The following is a 12,068-nucleotide window of genomic DNA, read 5'->3' on the forward strand; positions in this document are numbered from 1 at the left end:
CTCAACCCGATCGAGAATGCATTCGCCAAGCTCAAAGCAAATTTGCGAAAGGCAGCCGAACGTACGGTCAATGGTCTCTGGGACGCTATTGGTCGCATCGTCGACACCTACACGCCCGCAGAATCCACAAACTACTTCGTGGCCGCAGGGTACTTGCAACCTGATCGGCTAACGCTCTAGCCTCTAACTCGATCATTTCTTGAGCGGTTGTGGCGCCCGCCGATTAACCACGATCGGAGGCGCAACGTCGCAAGGACTATTGCCGGCGCCGCCGCAGGCCTACCTGCATGGCAGGAGCAAAAGCCATGAAGCGTTTGATCTTTGCTTGCAGCTTGCTGCTGGCGTCAGGAACGATGGGCCTTGCCGACGGACTGTTCTGGGTGGTCGGCAATCGCGCCACCGGCAAATGCAACATCGTGACCAGCAATCCGGTCATCAACGGCGACATCTGGTTCGGCGACGGTCCTTACAAATCCAAGGACGATGCCAAGCTGGCACGCTCGACCATTCGCGCCTGTCCCGCACTCACGCCCGATGAGCAAAAGGCCGAGGACGGCGCAGGCTAGGCCTTAGTGCAGAACGCTGCCGCCGCGTTCGGCAAGACCGCGATCAACGGCCGCTGCGTAAGCCTTTGCAAGCTCCGTCTCGAGATGCTCATTGATCAGGAGCAGCGCCCGCACGGCACCGCGCAGGTCGCCGTTGCAGCTCGCGACGATCTCGTCGATTGCAGTATCGTTCGATCTCAAGCTCATCGAAAAATCCTCCGGTTCAAGCCAGGACAAATCCTGCCGGCCTTTCCCGCAGCCGTGAGGTTGCGAGGAGGATCGGCGCCCACCCGCGCCTAGATGGCGGAACCGACCGTGGCGATTATAAGGAAGCCGCCATGACGACTGCATGAAGCTGATCCGAGGCTTGTGGGTCGCCTGCGAAGGCCATTGATTTCATTCCGTTTTTGTAGATTGAGATTATGCACATATCCACAGCCCCGGCATTTCCGGTGGAAGCGCTGACGCCCACCGGGCGAAACTGCCGTGTGCTAAGACCCGTAGCTGCCATGTGCCCTGGATTGCCCGGACTTTCTCCATGATCGCGATGTCAATTGCGACCGCGCTGGTTCTGCTGGCGGTGGTCACGCAGGCCGGAATCGTCGCCGTGCAGCGTAGCTTTCCGCCGCAGGGCCGGATGATCGAGGTCGACGGTGCGACGCTCCATGTCGTCGACATCGGCCCGCGCGATGCCGGCCCTCCGATCGTGATGCTGCATGGCGCGAGCTCCAACCTCGAAGTGATGCGGCATCCGCTCGGCGACCTCCTGGCCAAGCAGCATCGCGTCATCCTGATCGACCGTCCTGGCCATGGCTGGAGCACGCGCGCGCGACGGCAGGATTCGACGCCGGACATCCAGGCGCGGATGATCGACGAGGCGCTTGGCAAGCTCGGGATCGATCGCGCCGTCTTCGTCGCGCATTCATGGAGCGGGGCGCTCGGCGCGCGGCTGGCGCTCGATCACGCAAGCCGCGTCGCCGGCCTCGTGATGCTGGCGCCGGTGACCCATCCCTGGCGCGGCGGCGTCGGCCGCTACAACGAGATCATCGCAATGCCGGTGATTGGGCCGCTGCTCGCCTACACCATCACGCTGCCACTGGGCTATTTCGTCGCCGAGTCTGGCGCGCGCAGCGTCTTCCTGCCGCAGACGATGCCGGACGGTTTCGTGAAGGAGTCCGCGACGCCGCTGTTGCTGCGTCCGCGCGAATTCATCGCCAATGCCTATGATCTGGTGACGCTGAAGGCGTCGGTGGCCGAGCAGGCTCCACGCTACGGCAAGATCAGGGTGCCGGTCACGATCATCGCCGGCGAGCCCGACAAGACGGTAAAGACCGACATCCACGCGCGCCCCTTCGCAGCGGCGGTGCCGAACGCAAAGCTGATCGTGCTGCCCGATCTCGGCCACATGGTGCAGAACGCGGTGCCGGATCTCGTGAAGACGGAGATCGAGACAATGATCGGTCAAGTCGCCGCGGCGCAGGCGGCCGCGGATTAGCGGCCGCCGCTCACCCGCTTACTGCTTGATCTTCCCGTCCTTGTCGAACTGCGACACATAGGTCCACAGATTGTTGATCTCGGTCTCGTTCTTGATGCCGGCGAACGCCATCTTGGTGCCGGGGATCTTGGCCTTGGGGTCCTTGATGTATTCCTTGAATTGCGCCTCGTTCCAGGTGATGCCGGAATTCTTGTTCGCGTCCGAATAGCTGTAATCCGGCGCGGTGCCGGACTTGCGGCCGTCGAGGCCGTTGAGCTCGGGGCCGACCTTGTTCTTGGCGCCTTCGCCGATGGCGTGGCAGGCCAGGCATTTGTTGAACGACGATTTGCCGGCCGCGGCATCCTGCGCCATCGCGCTGGTGGCCGTGGCAGTGACGGTGAGGATCATCAGCGCGCCAAAAGTCAGTTTTTTCATAGGGTGCTCTTCGTCTCTTTCCCGGTGGGGTCTTATTCGGTCGGCGATCGTCGAACCCTGCCGGTTTTGGCACGGCCCGCTCGGCTTGGACAAGCCGCGAAACCATGACAGGTTTCATGATTTCCCACTTGTCCCAGAGCGAACTCGCCGGAAGATCGTTGCTCCGACTTTCGGATGGCCTACCCAAACGGCCCCGGACGTGGTTGATTTGTCGCGACAAATCGACACTGCGGCGTGAGCCGGAAGGACAAGTCATGGCCATCATGATGCCTGCGAGCGATCAGGCCGTGCTCGCGCGCCGCGCCGAGATCGTTACTGCACTGCGCGCGATCGTGCCCGGCGAGGGCGTGATCGATACGCCTGCCGAGATGCGGGCCTATGAATCCGACGGGCTGACCGCCTATCGGCAGCCGCCGATGGTCGTGGTGCTGCCCGATACCACCGAGCAGGTCTCGCTCGTCCTGAAATATTGTGCCGCCCACGGCATCAAGGTGGTGCCGCGCGGCTCCGGCACCTCGCTATCCGGCGGCGCGTTGCCGCTGGAGGACGGCGTGCTGCTGGGTCTCGGCAAGTTCAAGCGCATCCGCGAGATCGATTTCGACAATCGCGTCGTCGTCACCGAGCCCGGTGTCACCAATCTCGCGATCAGCCAGGCGGTCGCGCATGCCGGCTTCTATTACGCGCCCGATCCGTCCTCGCAGATCGCCTGCTCGATCGGTGGCAATGTCGCGGAAAATTCCGGCGGCGTGCATTGCCTCAAATACGGCATGACCACCAACAACGTGCTCGGTTGCGAATTTGTCCTGATGAGCGGCGAGATCCTGCGCATCGGCGGCAAGGGGTGCGAAAATTCCGGCTACGACCTGATGGGCGTCATTACCGGCTCAGAAGGTCTGCTCGGCGTCATCACCGAGATCACGGTGCGCATCCTGCAGAAGCCGGAGACGGCGCGCGCGCTGATGGTCGGTTTCGCGCAGGTCGAGGCGGCCGGCGAATGCGTGGCGCGCATCATCGGCGCCGGCATCATTCCCGGCGGCATGGAGATGATGGACAAGCCCGCGATCCATGCCGCCGAAGCCTTCGTCCATGCCGGCTATCCGCTCGACGTCGAGGCGCTGCTCATCATCGAGCTCGACGGTCCCAAGATCGAGGTCGACGAGCTGATCACGCACGTCGAGACCATTGCGAATGGCTGCGGCTCGACCACCTGCCAGATCTCGACCTCGGAGGCCGAGCGCAATCTGTTCTGGGCCGGCCGCAAGGCTGCGTTTCCCGCGGTGGGGCGCATCTCGCCCGACTATCTCTGCATGGACGGCACGATCCCGCGCGGCGCGCTGCCGAAGGCGCTCGCCCGCATCCGCGCGCTCTCGGAAAAATACCAGCTCGGCTGCGCCAACGTGTTCCACGCCGGTGACGGCAATCTGCATCCGCTGATCCTCTACGATGCCAACAAGCCCGGCGAGATCGAGCGCGCCGAAGCCTTCGGTGCCGACATCCTGCGCGCCTGCGTCGAGTTCGGCGGCGTGCTCACCGGCGAGCATGGCGTCGGCATCGAGAAGCGTGATCTCATGCCCGACATGTTCACCGAGATCGACCTCAACCAGCAGCAGCGGCTGAAATGCGCCTTCGACTCCCAGGGCCTGCTCAACCCAGGAAAAGTGTTTCCGACCCTGCACCGCTGCGCCGAGCTCGGCCGCATGCATGTGCATGCCGGTAAAGTTGCGTTCCCGGACATTCCGCGGTTCTAGGATCTTATGGAGGGAAGAGCTTGCGACGCGAGCGCTTCCCTCCACGAGCGTTTACAGCAGCCCGTATTGCGCGCGCTCACGCTTCGCCAGCAGCGGCAGCGCTTCGCCGGCGATGTAGGTCTTGAAATGCGCGCTCTCCTGGTGGGTCTTGAACGCGGCTTCGTCGCGGAACAGCTCGTAGAACAGGAACTGCGCCGGATTGTCCGTAGCCCGCGAGATCAGGAACAGCTTGACGCCGTCCTCGCGCTGTGCCTCCGGCAGGAAGCGATCGAGGATGGCTGCGATCCTGTCGGCCTCGCCGGGCTTGGCCTCCCATTGCGCGACCACGAGCAGGCCGCCGCCGTCGACGGCGTCGCTGATCGATTTCTGTGTTGCATAGTGGTTCATTGTCTTTGCTCCTTGCTCCTGTGCCTGAGATGATGCCGCCGTCCATGGCGAGAGATGGATCGCCAGGACGGTGCCGCAGGCGCGGATCACTGACCTGCGGCTGAACGCTCCATGTGCGCGCGGTGCCGGCCGCGCATGTCTCGATCGCTCCATCTGTGCCTCCCTTGCTTCGTCTTCGATCGCGATCGCTGCGACCATCTCGCGATGTCTTGCCGGTTGGCTTCGCCGGTGATCGAAGTGTCGATGTCGTGAACATTTCGATCCTGATCGAAACGTTGCGGCGACGTCCAGTGCGACAAGCAGGATGGGTTTTCGTCACATGCCGGAGCCGGCCATGCCGACCATCGCACGCGAGCTCGCCGACCTGGCGGCCCTGATCGCCGATCCCGGCCGGGCCCTGATCCTGTCGCGGCTGATGGACGGACGCGCGCAGACCGCGGGCGAGCTGGCGCTGGTCGCCGGCGTCACGCCGCAGACGGCGAGCTGGCATCTCGGCCGGCTGGTGCAGCACGCGCTTCTGAAAGTCGAGCGGCGGGGGCCGCGCCGGTTGTACCGGCTGGCCACACCGCTCGTCGCGCAGGTCCTGGAGGGCATGATGACGGTCGCCGTAACAGGTCCGCAAGCCACGCGGCCGCCGGCACGGATCGATGCCGCGATGCGGCAAGCGAGGACCTGCTACGATCACCTCGCGGGCGAGCTCGGTGTCGCCCTCGCGGACGCGCTGCGGGAGCGCGAATATCTGGTTCTCGACCAGGAGGTTGGTGGGCTGACGGAAGCGGGCACGGCGTTCCTCGGCAGTTTCGGTATTGATCTCCGCCCGTCGTCGCGGCATCGGCGGGTGCTGTGCCGGCCCTGTCTTGACTGGAGCGAACGCCGGCCGCATCTGGCAGGGCGGGCAGGTGCGGCACTCGCTGAGCTGGCGTTCCAGCGGGATTGGATCCGCCGCAGGCCGCAGGGGCGCTCGGTCGAGATCACCGATACCGGGCTTGACGCATTCCGCTCCCTGTTCGGTGTCCGCATTTGATTTTGGGGCCAAATTTCGTTACCCGCTAGACGCGTGGATACGCTCAGGGTCAGAGACGCCAAAGACGTCGAAGAGGTGGTGCGCGCGGCGATTGCCAATGAGCAGCCGCTCGAGATCATCGGTCATGGCTCCAAGCGCAGCATCGGGCATGCGATGGCGACCAACGCCGTGCTCGATGTCTCCGCGCTCAACGCCATCACCTCCTACGAGCCCAATGAATTGATCGTGACGCTCCAGGCCGGCGCACCGCTGGCCGACGTGCTGTCGCTGATCGATGCCAAGAACCAGCAATTCGCCTTCGAGCCGATCAACACGGCGCCGCTGCTCGGCACGCCCGTATCAGGCACCATCGGCGGCATGATCGCGGCCGGGCTGGCCGGCCCGCGCCGGATCAAGGCGGGCGGGGCGCGCGACCATCTCCTGGGGGCGCATGCGGTCTCGGGTTTCGGCGACAGCTTCAAGACCGGCGGCAAGGTGGTGAAGAACGTCACAGGTTACGACCTCTGCAAGCTGCTTGCTGGCTCCTGGGGCACGCTGTCGGTGATGACCGAAGTGACGCTGAAGGTAATGCCAAAGCCCGAGGCCGAGCGGACGCTGCTGCTGCGCGGGCTCGACGATGCCGCCGCTAACAAGGCGATGATTGCGGCCCTCGGCTCGCCCTTCGACGTCTCCGCCGCCGCGCATCTGCCGAAATCGGCCTACCGCGCCAAGACCGACGGGCTTGGCGATATCGCCGGCCAGGGCGAGGCGTTGACGGTGCTGCGGCTCGAGGGCATCACGGCCTCCGCCGCCCATCGCGCCGGCTCGCTCCTCGAATTGCTGGCGCCGTTCGGAACCGCAACGCTGATCGAGGACGCAGCGTCATCCACGCTGTGGGCCACCATCCGCGACGTGCTGCCGTTCGCGGCCGGCGGCGCGCTTGGCGGCTGGCCGGTGTGGCGGATCGTCTGTCCGCCGGCTTCGGGCGCGGCGCTCGGCACGCAATTGGCGCGCGAGACCGGCGGCGACGTGATCTACGATTGGGGCGGCGGCCTGATCTGGGCCGCGCTTCCGCCGAAGAGCGACGCGCACGCCCCGGCGGTGCGCCAGCGCGCCAACGCCGTCGGCGGGCACGCCACGCTGATCCGGGCGGCCGAGGACGTGAGGCGGACGATCGACGTGTTCCATCCGCAGGCGCCCGGCATTGCCGCGCTGAGCGATAGGGTCCGCACCAGTTTCGATCCAAAATCCATTTTGAACCGGGGACGGCTGACGCGGGGCACTGCGGCATGAAGACCGAATTCTCACTCGCGCAGCTCGCCGACCCCGACATCGCGGAAGCCGACAAGATCCTGCGCGCCTGCGTTCATTGCGGCTTCTGCACCGCGACCTGTCCGACCTATGTGCTGCTCGGCGACGAGCTCGATAGCCCGCGCGGCCGCATCTATCTGATCAAGGAGATGCTGGAGAAGGACCAGGCGCCGACGGCCGAGGTGGTCAAGCATGTCGACCGCTGCCTGTCGTGCCTGGCCTGCATGACGACCTGTCCCTCCGGGGTGAACTACATGCACCTCGTCGATCAGGCCCGTGTCAGGATCGAGCAGCGCTATCAGCGGCCGCTGACCGAGCGGCTGCTGCGCCAGGTGCTGGCCTTCGTGCTGCCCGACCCGCAGCGGTTTCGCATCAGCATGCGGCTGGCGCAGTTGGCCCGGCCCTTTGCCGTCTTCCTGCCGACCCCGCGGCCCTCGGCCACGCCCGGCCTGATCCAGCGCCTCAAGGCGATGCTGGCGCTGGCCCCAGGGCGGCTGCCGGCGCCGGGCGCGCGTCCGGGCAGCGTGTTCGCTGCGCTTGGCAAGAAGCGCGGCCGGGTCGCGCTGCTCCAAGGCTGCGCCCAGCAGGTGCTGGCGCCGCGCATCAACCAGGCCGCCATCAGCCTGCTGACCCGTCACGGCATCGAGGTCGTCCTGGTCAGGGACGAGCAATGCTGCGGCGCGCTGACCCATCACCTCGGTCACGACGATGACGCGCTGGGCCGGGCCCGGGCCAACGTCACGGCATGGCAGAAGGAAGCCGCTGGCGAGGGGCTCGACGCCATCCTGGTGACTGCGTCCGGCTGCGGCACGGTGATCAAGGACTACGGCTATCTGCTGCGCGAGGACGGCGCGTTCGCAGCCGATGCTGCAAAAGTGTCCGCGCTTGCGAAGGACATCACCGAATACGTCGCGGGCCTCGGATTGCAAACGACTGCACGGCAAGACGACATCGTCGTCGCCTATCATTCCGCGTGTTCGTTGCAGCACGGGCAGAAAATCACGGGGCTTCCGAAAGAATTGCTTTCCAAGAATGGATTCGTGGTGAAAGATGTCCCGGAGAGCCATTTGTGTTGCGGTTCGGCGGGGACCTACAACATTCTCCAGCCTGAGCTTGCGGGCCGGTTGCGCGATCGCAAGGTTGCCAACATCGCGAGTGTCAAGCCGGACATGATTGCCGCGGGCAATATCGGTTGCATGGTGCAGATTGCCAGTGGCACGTCAGTCCCGGTCGTACACACGATTGAGCTTCTCGATTGGGCTACGGGCGGGGCGCGACCGGCACTGGATGCGTCGCGCTGAGCTTTCGTCCGGAGGTGACGGCTGAAGGGCGCCCGATCGACCATTGTACGGCGGCAACAGGAGGATCACGATGGCGAAATCGAGTAAGAAAAAAAGCAAGAAGGCCAAAAAGGCCAAGAAGGTTGTAGCGGCGAAGAAGGCGACGAAGAAGAAGGCGGCCAAGAAGTCCGCCAAGAAGTCTGCCAAGAAATCCGCTAAGAAGTCTGCGAAGAAATCGGCCAAGAAGGCTGCGCCGAGGAAGGCCGCCAGGAAGACGGCAAAGAAGGCTGCGGCCAAGAAGGCCGTGAAGAAGGCCGCGCCGAAGAAGGCCGCCAAGAAAGCCGCACCGAAGAAGGCGAAGGCAGCTCCCGCGCCGAAGCCGGCAGCTCCAGTGGCAGCACCGGCACCCGAGCCTGCCGCCGAGACAAGCTGGGCGATGCCTTCGTCTTCTGCGGAACCGACGCCGGCCGAAGGACAAGGTTAGGCCTCAAGGTTGGGCCCAAGCTCAGCCCAAGGGCCGACTTCATTCCCCGACCATGATCGACAACAGGAAGGCCGCGGCGGTAACGCTGCGGCCTTTTTGCATCGCCGCTCCGGCTGCGGCCGGAGGCTGCCCTTTTTTGAGTCAGCTGATTCGTGGCACGCGCGCCACGGTGCCGCGGACCTACGTAGTATCCCGGACGGCTCTGTGCACTTTGGAGTGAAAATAATGTGATCGGGAAGCAACACCGGCCAACAACCTTTCGTGGAATCGTCAGAACGCCCAAAAAGTCGGCAGATGCCCGTGTTTTTTGCTTCACGGTTCACATCCCTCAATCCAGATTGCGGCGGTAACGAAATTTGCAATCAGGTCGGGTGGCCCCGGGGGGCTTCCGGAACTCGACCGGGGTCTAGAACTGGTGATGGGGATCGAAATGAAAAAAGTGACTTTGTTAGCAACGGCGCTGGCAATGGTGACGGGTTCGGCTTTCGCGGCAGATCTGCATGTGAAGGCACTGAAGGCTCCGCCGCCGCCCGCGTTTGATCCCTGGGATATCGCCTTCGGCGGCGCGATCATGAGCGACTACATCTTCCGCGGCGTGACCCAGTCGAACCACAAGCCGTCGGTCGCCGCCTATTTCGAGCCCCGCTACAACATCAACAAGGACCTCCAGCTCTATATCGGCGTGTCCGGGGAGAGCATCTCCTTCGCCAACCGCGCTGCGGCCGAAATCGACGTCTATGGCGGTATCCGCCCGACCTTCGGCGCGTTCGCCTTCGACATCGGCGTCTGGGGCTACCTGTATCCGGGCGGAACCTGCTACAACGGCGGCAACGGCGGCCTGGCTGTCGACGCGGGCGGTAACCCGATTAGCGCGGAATGCTTCGCGAACTTCCTTCCCAACGGCAACGTCATGAAGAAGGATGTCAGCTTCTTCGAAGTCTACGGCAAGGTCACTTACACCATCAACGACAACTGGTCGGTCGGCTTGAACGAGTACTACTCGCCGAACTTCCTGAACTCCGGCGCATGGGGCGACTACGCCTCGATCACCGCCAAGTACACTGCGCCCAGCACGATCTTCGGTTCGAGCGGCGTCGGCATGTATGTGTCGGGCGAGTTCGGTCGCCAGTTCCTCGGCACCAGCGACTCCTTCTACGGCACGACCTTCACCAATCCCGGCTTTGCCGGGCCGTTCCCGAACGGCATCAAGTACGCCGACTACAACACCTGGAACGTCGGCATCGGCTTCACCTACAAGGTGTTCACGCTGGACCTGCGTTACTCCGACACCGACCTGAACAAGGGCAATTGCAACGCCTTCACCAGCGCCTTCAACGGCTCCGGTACCACCAACGTCACTGCGATCAACCCGACCGGCGTCGGCTCCAACTGGTGCGGCACGGCCGGTATCGCCAAGCTGTCCTTCGACCTGACGGCGATGACCAACCTGAAGTAAGTTTGTCCCGAGACGACTAACGGGGGCGGCAGAGCAATCTGCCGCCCTTTTGTTTTGGGCGCCGCTTCCTGCGCGCTCAGCGCGCCGCGCTCGGCTCTGGCTCGGCCGGCGCACTGCCATTGCCCAGCACATGGATCGCGCCGTCCTTTGCCATCGCCACCTTGCGGGTGTGGAAGGCGTCGAGCGTCGAGCGATGGCCGATCGAGACGATGGTGGCCTGCGGCAGCTTCTCCGCCAGCAGCCGGTAGAGCCGCGCCTCGGATGCCTCGTCGAGCGAGGCGGTGGCTTCGTCGAGGAAGAGATAGTCCGGCCCATGCAGCAGCGCGCGGGCGAGCCCGAGGCGCTGCTGCTCACCGAGCGACAGCATCCGGTTCCAGTGGCCGTCCTCAGTGAGCCGTTCGGCGAGGTCGGGCAGGCCGACCGCGATCAACGCGTCCCGGATCTGGGTGGCCTGGAATGCGCCGGGTGCTGCGGGATAGATCACGGCGTCACCCAGCGCGCCGACCGGGAAATAGGGGCGTTGCGGCAGCATCATCAGCTTCGCCTGCGCGGGGATGGCGATGGTGCCTGTGCCGAACGGCCAGATGCCGGCGATGGCGCGAAATAGGGTCGACTTGCCGGAGCCCGACGGCCCGGTCACGAGCACGCGCTCCGGCGCCTGGATGGCGAAGCCGTCGGCTGCGACCAGCGGCGTGCCGTTGGGGAGATACACGCAGAGCTTCTCGAGGCCGATATTGCGGCTGCCGCCTGCCGCTCTGAGTTCGATCGTCGCCTCATGCGCCGGCAGGTTTGCCGCGGCATCGACCGACATCTCGAAGCCGTCGAGACGCGCGACGATCGCGCGCCATTCCGCGATTGTTCGATAGGCCGTGACGAAGAAGGACAGCGCATCCTGCACCTGGCCAAACGCCGAGCCGGTCTGCATCATGTCGCCGAGCTGGATGCTCTTGGCGAAGTAGGCGGGCGAGACCACCACATAGGGAAAGATCGTCGCAGCCTGACCGTAGCTCGCCGTGAAGGCGGTGAGGCGCTTGGTCCGGCTCATGATCGCATACCAGTTGCCGATGACGTAGCCGAAGCGCTGAAGGAGATGACCTCGCTCCGCGCTCTCTCCCTTCAAGAGTGCAATCTGCTCGGAATTTTCGCGCACGCGGATCAGGTTGAAGCGGAAGTCGGCCTCGTAGCGCTGCTTCTCGAAATAAAGATTGATGAGCGGCGCGCCGATCCAGTGCGTCAGTGCCGTACCCAGGAGCGCGTAGGCCAGCGCGCACCAGACCAGGAAACCCGGGATGACGATATCGGTGCCGTAAATATGCAGGGGCGCCCTGTTGGACAGACCCCAGAGGATGACGATGAACGATGCCAGCGTCACGATCGACGACAGCAGGCCGAGACCGAGGACGAGCGTTTGCTCGACGAAGTTGGTGACGTCCTCGGTGAGACGCTGGTCCGGGTTATCGGCGGCGTCGCCCTTCAGCTGCATGCGATAATGCGTGGCGCCGTCGAGCCATTCGCCGAGATAATGTTGGGTCAGCCATCGCCGCCAGCGGATCTGCAGCCACTGGTTCAGGTAGAGCTTGTAGACGGCCAGCGCCACGTAGGTGAAGGCAAGGCCGAGGAAGATCCAGACCTGCATGACGAACTCATTCAGATCGTAGGCCTGGAGCGCGCTGTAGAACCGGTTCTGCCACTGATTGAGCAGCACATTGATCGCGACGAGCGCCAGCTCCATTGCGACGACGACGCCGAGCAGGCCGCAGCCGGCCCATTTGTCCTCCGATCGGAAATAGGGGCCGGCGATTCGCCAGACGGTCGCGAGCGTGGCGCTGATGTTTCTCACAGAGGGCGATCTCCTGACGGATATGCACAGCGGCGCCAAAGCCAAGCGGCTGAGGGCATGGCAGAAAGTGGGTGCGCTTAGACTAAAGTCGCAAGTTCTGCAATT

12 protein-coding genes and 1 pseudogene are annotated in these 12,068 nt (G+C 64.3%); 9 read left to right on the forward strand and 4 right to left on the reverse strand.

Annotation, left to right across the window (positions count from 1 at the left end; all coding sequences use genetic code 11):
- Together FXB38_RS32505 and FXB38_RS32510 are read left to right on the forward strand one after the other, a co-directional pair.
- Nucleotides 1-180, forward strand: a pseudogene (locus FXB38_RS32505) (hypothetical protein); the annotation flags it as partial.
- 125 nt (nt 181-305) lie between these two features.
- On the forward strand, nt 306-566 hold the full coding sequence (locus FXB38_RS32510) for a hypothetical protein (protein WP_148755058.1): 261 nt from the start codon (nt 306-308) through the stop codon (nt 564-566).
- A gap of 3 nt (nt 567-569) precedes the next feature.
- Here FXB38_RS32510 and FXB38_RS32515 read toward each other — a convergent pair whose 3' ends face one another.
- On the reverse strand, nt 570-752 hold the full coding sequence (locus FXB38_RS32515; protein WP_148755059.1) for a hypothetical protein: 183 nt from the start codon (nt 750-752) through the stop codon (nt 570-572).
- A gap of 331 nt (nt 753-1,083) precedes the next feature.
- On the opposite strand from FXB38_RS32515, the gene FXB38_RS32520 reads away from it, so the two are divergent.
- Nucleotides 1,084-2,040 carry an alpha/beta fold hydrolase gene (locus FXB38_RS32520; protein WP_187435299.1) on the forward strand — a complete coding sequence of 319 codons (957 nt, stop codon included), beginning with the start codon at nt 1,084-1,086 and terminating at the stop codon, nt 2,038-2,040.
- An 18-nt stretch (nt 2,041-2,058) separates the two neighbouring features.
- On the opposite strand, the gene cycA is transcribed toward FXB38_RS32520, so the two are convergent.
- Complete coding sequence (gene cycA / locus FXB38_RS32525) at nt 2,059-2,454, reverse strand: cytochrome c-550 CycA (RefSeq protein ID WP_148755061.1); 396 nt, start codon at nt 2,452-2,454, stop codon at nt 2,059-2,061.
- Between the two features lie 254 nt (nt 2,455-2,708).
- Between cycA and FXB38_RS32530 the strand changes: the two genes are divergently transcribed.
- Nucleotides 2,709-4,202 carry an FAD-linked oxidase C-terminal domain-containing protein gene (locus tag FXB38_RS32530; RefSeq protein ID WP_148755062.1) on the forward strand — a complete coding sequence of 498 codons (1,494 nt, stop codon included), beginning with the start codon at nt 2,709-2,711 and terminating at the stop codon, nt 4,200-4,202.
- A gap of 51 nt (nt 4,203-4,253) precedes the next feature.
- Here the strand turns inward: FXB38_RS32530 and FXB38_RS32535 are convergent, their stop codons facing one another.
- Complete coding sequence (locus FXB38_RS32535) at nt 4,254-4,589, reverse strand: putative quinol monooxygenase (protein WP_187435300.1); 336 nt, start codon at nt 4,587-4,589, stop codon at nt 4,254-4,256.
- Nucleotides 4,590-4,923: 334 nt separating this feature from the next.
- Between FXB38_RS32535 and FXB38_RS32540 the strand changes: the two genes are divergently transcribed.
- The 5 genes from FXB38_RS32540 (at nt 4,924) to FXB38_RS32560 (ending at nt 10,123) form a co-directional block, all read left to right on the forward strand.
- On the forward strand, nt 4,924-5,613 hold the full coding sequence (locus FXB38_RS32540) for an ArsR/SmtB family transcription factor (protein ID WP_148755064.1): 690 nt from the start codon (nt 4,924-4,926) through the stop codon (nt 5,611-5,613).
- A gap of 33 nt (nt 5,614-5,646) precedes the next feature.
- Nucleotides 5,647-6,885, forward strand: a complete 1,239-nt coding sequence (locus tag FXB38_RS32545; protein WP_148755065.1) for an FAD-binding protein — start codon at nt 5,647-5,649, stop codon at nt 6,883-6,885.
- Complete coding sequence (gene glcF, locus FXB38_RS32550) at nt 6,882-8,204, forward strand: glycolate oxidase subunit GlcF (protein ID WP_148755066.1); 1,323 nt, start codon at nt 6,882-6,884, stop codon at nt 8,202-8,204. The genes FXB38_RS32545 and glcF overlap by 4 nt, the downstream gene beginning before the upstream one ends.
- A 70-nt stretch (nt 8,205-8,274) precedes the next feature.
- The gene (locus FXB38_RS32555) at nt 8,275-8,667 is read left to right on the forward strand and encodes a histone (protein ID WP_148755067.1); all 393 of its coding nucleotides are present in this window, start codon (nt 8,275-8,277) and stop codon (nt 8,665-8,667) included.
- Nucleotides 8,668-9,097: 430 nt separating this feature from the next.
- The gene (locus tag FXB38_RS32560; protein WP_187435301.1) at nt 9,098-10,123 is read left to right on the forward strand and encodes a TorF family putative porin; all 1,026 of its coding nucleotides are present in this window, start codon (nt 9,098-9,100) and stop codon (nt 10,121-10,123) included.
- A gap of 76 nt (nt 10,124-10,199) precedes the next feature.
- Here the strand turns inward: FXB38_RS32560 and FXB38_RS32565 are convergent, their stop codons facing one another.
- Nucleotides 10,200-11,963, reverse strand: coding sequence for an ABC transporter ATP-binding protein/permease (locus FXB38_RS32565; protein ID WP_148755069.1), 1,764 nt, complete (start codon nt 11,961-11,963; stop codon nt 10,200-10,202).
- Between the last annotated feature and the right edge of the window lie 105 nt (nt 11,964-12,068).

Origin of the sequence: Bradyrhizobium cytisi, assembly GCF_008123515.1 — a bacterium.
GTDB lineage: Bacteria > Pseudomonadota > Alphaproteobacteria > Rhizobiales > Xanthobacteraceae > Bradyrhizobium > Bradyrhizobium cytisi.

Bases quoted from the DNA above. Each gene is read 5' to 3' on its own strand.
- FXB38_RS32510 (WP_148755058.1), top strand. From the start codon at position 306: ATGAAGCGTTTGATCTTTGCTTGCAGCTTGCTGCTGGCGTCAGGAACG.
- FXB38_RS32515 (WP_148755059.1), bottom strand. From the start codon at position 752: ATGAGCTTGAGATCGAACGATACTGCAATCGACGAGATCGTCGCGAGC.
- FXB38_RS32520 (WP_187435299.1), top strand. From the start codon at position 1,084: ATGATCGCGATGTCAATTGCGACCGCGCTGGTTCTGCTGGCGGTGGTC.
- cycA (WP_148755061.1), bottom strand. From the start codon at position 2,454: ATGAAAAAACTGACTTTTGGCGCGCTGATGATCCTCACCGTCACTGCC.
- FXB38_RS32530 (WP_148755062.1), top strand. From the start codon at position 2,709: ATGGCCATCATGATGCCTGCGAGCGATCAGGCCGTGCTCGCGCGCCGC.
- FXB38_RS32535 (WP_187435300.1), bottom strand. From the start codon at position 4,589: ATGAACCACTATGCAACACAGAAATCGATCAGCGACGCCGTCGACGGC.
- FXB38_RS32540 (WP_148755064.1), top strand. From the start codon at position 4,924: ATGCCGACCATCGCACGCGAGCTCGCCGACCTGGCGGCCCTGATCGCC.
- glcF (WP_148755066.1), top strand. From the start codon at position 6,882: ATGAAGACCGAATTCTCACTCGCGCAGCTCGCCGACCCCGACATCGCG.
- FXB38_RS32555 (WP_148755067.1), top strand. From the start codon at position 8,275: ATGGCGAAATCGAGTAAGAAAAAAAGCAAGAAGGCCAAAAAGGCCAAG.
- FXB38_RS32560 (WP_187435301.1), top strand. From the start codon at position 9,098: ATGAAAAAAGTGACTTTGTTAGCAACGGCGCTGGCAATGGTGACGGGT.